This window comes from Flavobacterium pokkalii (assembly GCF_014596575.1).
GTDB classification, from domain to species: domain Bacteria; phylum Bacteroidota; class Bacteroidia; order Flavobacteriales; family Flavobacteriaceae; genus Flavobacterium; species Flavobacterium pokkalii.
Map to the genome: position 1 here is coordinate 1 of NZ_NASZ01000050.1, position 1551 is coordinate 1551.

Here is a 1551-nt window from a genome sequence, read left to right on the forward strand (position 1 = left end):
CCAAGAACCATGTATGAAAGTTTGCACAGCAACGCAATCCAGCATAACTAGCAAAATAACTGTAACCAAGCAAACAGGGGTAGTTATGTGTCCGTGTGAGGAAACTCTGTTTGAAAGCGATTTTGTGGATATAATAGATGTCGATAATCTATCGTCACCCGACTTTAATATTGACGGTACTACCGTAAAAATAAAATCTGAAGATGGAACATACAAAAAACCATCTGAGTTAAATCCAGATTCACATTTTGATAGAATGGCATTACATAAATATGCTGCATCTTTAGCAAGAGAATTAAATGATATGAATAACTTTTTTTATATTGCTTCCCGAAATGGTACTGATTTATCCTCCGAAAACCCAGCAAGCACAGTTTATCCAGTTAAATTTAGAGATGGCACAAAAGGAAGTATAATAACTCTAAATTCAAACGGGGGTTATTCAAAAGATTTAGACAATGTGAATAATTTTAAAAGCATTTTAAAACACGAGATATTTCATGTGGATGATAATAATAAAATTGATTTTAAAAGAAATTTATCTACTCATGTAGATGTGTACATAAAAACAGCTAACCATGTTACCTACAAAAGCACAACCATCGATTTTCAGAAAGGAAATGCAGGTTCTTTTGTTAATTATTTATTAAATATGGATAGAGTAGCGGATAAATATACCCAAAATGAAATCCTTGCCAAAATAGATGAATATAATAAAAACAATGGAAGGGTTAAAATTGAACGTCCTCAATTTATGTTTGCTAAAGGAACATTATCTTTAAGAGTTATAGTAGATGGTGTATATACTGATTACATTCCATATAAATTCATTGATGAACCCCAATAATGCTAGTTAATATGAAAAAACTAATTTTATTTATAACTATACTACTTTGTATAGCCTGCAAAAAATCAAGTATAGAAAAAAAAATTATTGCCAATAATAATGAATATTGGGAATTTTATAATTACGAATATAACCAAGGAGCAATATATTTTCAATTCAAAGAAAACGGTAGCCATGATAAATACTTACAATACATCAATGAAGGCTTTAAACTTTTCAACAATGACGGCGATATAATAAGTGGCTATCGTACTTGGTCTATAAAAAATGATTCAACTTTTGTTTGGGACGATGAGGAATATAAAATAGAAAAAATTTCTGACAATGAAATAATACTATCTTATATTAGATATTCTAAGACTGAAAACATTGGAAATCAAAAGTATTTTATACTTTTAAATAAATGGAGGGTTACAAATAAAGGTCCACAATCGCTCGGATATAAAAAATAGAATATCCCAATGCCCAGCTATTCGAAGTGTTCTTTAATAACCCCAGCTATTCGAAGTGTTCATTAATAACTAAACGTTGATAAAAGCAGGGGGGTGCTGTGCGAACGTCTCTGACTTCGCACCCACAACAGTGAGCAAGCACTACAAATCAAGAAACTACAACCCTAAAAAGTTGTAGTTATTCTTGTATTTCAACCCTGCTAGAGTTTAAAACTCTAGCAGGGTTTTGTGTGTAAAAAATAAGCTATCATA

At 30.9% G+C, this 1551-nt stretch carries 2 protein-coding genes; both read left to right on the forward strand.

Annotated elements, in window-relative coordinates; all coding sequences use genetic code 11:
* Positions 1-847, forward strand: an 847-nt coding sequence (locus tag B6A10_RS16185; RefSeq protein WP_238929433.1) for a hypothetical protein, incomplete at its 5' end; no start/stop codon positions are given.
* Positions 848-858: 11 nt separating this feature from the next.
* Positions 859-1299 (forward strand): hypothetical protein, encoded by a 441-nt coding sequence (locus B6A10_RS16190; protein ID WP_188221702.1) that lies wholly within the window; start codon positions 859-861, stop codon positions 1297-1299.
* The last annotated feature ends 252 nt before the right edge of the window (positions 1300-1551 follow it).